Here is a 1703-nt window from a genome sequence, read left to right as displayed (position 1 = left end):
AATAAACATTCAAAACTGAATACAATATGTCACGTTATCCCTCATCTTCGTAGAAGATGTTCCGAATATATCCTTAGAAAGGAGGTGATCCAGCCGCACCTTCCGATACGGCTACCTTGTTACGACTTCACCCCAATCATTTGTCCCACCTTCGACGGCTAGCTCCAAATGGTTACTCCACCGGCTTCGGGTGTTACAAACTCTCGTGGTGTGACGGGCGGTGTGTACAAGACCCGGGAACGTATTCACCGTAGCATGCTGATCTACGATTACTAGCGATTCCAGCTTCATATAGTCGAGTTGCAGACTACAATCCGAACTGAGAACAACTTTATGGGATTTGCTTGACCTCGCGGTTTCGCTACCCTTTGTATTGTCCATTGTAGCACGTGTGTAGCCCAAATCATAAGGGGCATGATGATTTGACGTCATCCCCACCTTCCTCCGGTTTGTCACCGGCAGTCAACTTAGAGTGCCCAACTTAATGATGGCAACTAAGCTTAAGGGTTGCGCTCGTTGCGGGACTTAACCCAACATCTCACGACACGAGCTGACGACAACCATGCACCACCTGTCACTCTGTCCCCCGAAGGGGAAAACTCTATCTCTAGAGGGGTCAGAGGATGTCAAGATTTGGTAAGGTTCTTCGCGTTGCTTCGAATTAAACCACATGCTCCACCGCTTGTGCGGGTCCCCGTCAATTCCTTTGAGTTTCAACCTTGCGGTCGTACTCCCCAGGCGGAGTGCTTAATGCGTTAGCTGCAGCACTAAGGGGCGGAAACCCCCTAACACTTAGCACTCATCGTTTACGGCGTGGACTACCAGGGTATCTAATCCTGTTTGATCCCCACGCTTTCGCACATCAGCGTCAGTTACAGACCAGAAAGTCGCCTTCGCCACTGGTGTTCCTCCATATCTCTGCGCATTTCACCGCTACACATGGAATTCCACTTTCCTCTTCTGCACTCAAGTTTTCCAGTTTCCAATGACCCTCCACGGTTGAGCCGTGGGCTTTCACATCAGACTTAAAAAACCGCCTACGCGCGCTTTACGCCCAATAATTCCGGATAACGCTTGCCACCTACGTATTACCGCGGCTGCTGGCACGTAGTTAGCCGTGGCTTTCTGATTAGGTACCGTCAAGACGTGCATAGTTACTTACACATTTGTTCTTCCCTAATAACAGAGTTTTACGATCCGAAGACCTTCATCACTCACGCGGCGTTGCTCCGTCAGGCTTTCGCCCATTGCGGAAGATTCCCTACTGCTGCCTCCCGTAGGAGTCTGGACCGTGTCTCAGTTCCAGTGTGGCCGATCACCCTCTCAGGTCGGCTACGCATCGTTGCCTTGGTAAGCCGTTACCTTACCAACTAGCTAATGCGGCGCGGATCCATCTATAAGTGACAGCAAAACCGTCTTTCACTATTGAACCATGCGGTTCAATATATTATCCGGTATTAGCTCCGGTTTCCCGAAGTTATCCCAGTCTTATAGGTAGGTTATCCACGTGTTACTCACCCGTCCGCCGCTAACGTCAGAGGAGCAAGCTCCTCGTCTGTTCGCTCGACTTGCATGTATTAGGCACGCCGCCAGCGTTCATCCTGAGCCAGGATCAAACTCTCCATAAAAATTATGATGTTTGATTAGCTCATCAATACTAAATAGTTTGTAACGTTTCGTTACTGTTTATTGGAATTAACGTT

General features: G+C 49.4%; 1 rRNA gene. It reads right to left on the bottom strand.

The features are described from left to right. Window positions 1-77 precede the first annotated feature (77 nt). Window positions 78-1628: ribosomal RNA gene (locus tag HMPREF2663_RS02310) — 16S ribosomal RNA — on the bottom strand. Window positions 1629-1703: the final 75 nt, after the last annotated feature.

Source organism: Staphylococcus sp. HMSC077D08, assembly GCF_001837945.1.
Classification (GTDB): Bacteria; Bacillota; Bacilli; order Staphylococcales; family Staphylococcaceae; genus Staphylococcus; species Staphylococcus epidermidis.
The sequence above is the reverse complement of the archived record's forward strand: the minus strand, read 5'-3'. Positions and strand labels throughout refer to the sequence as shown.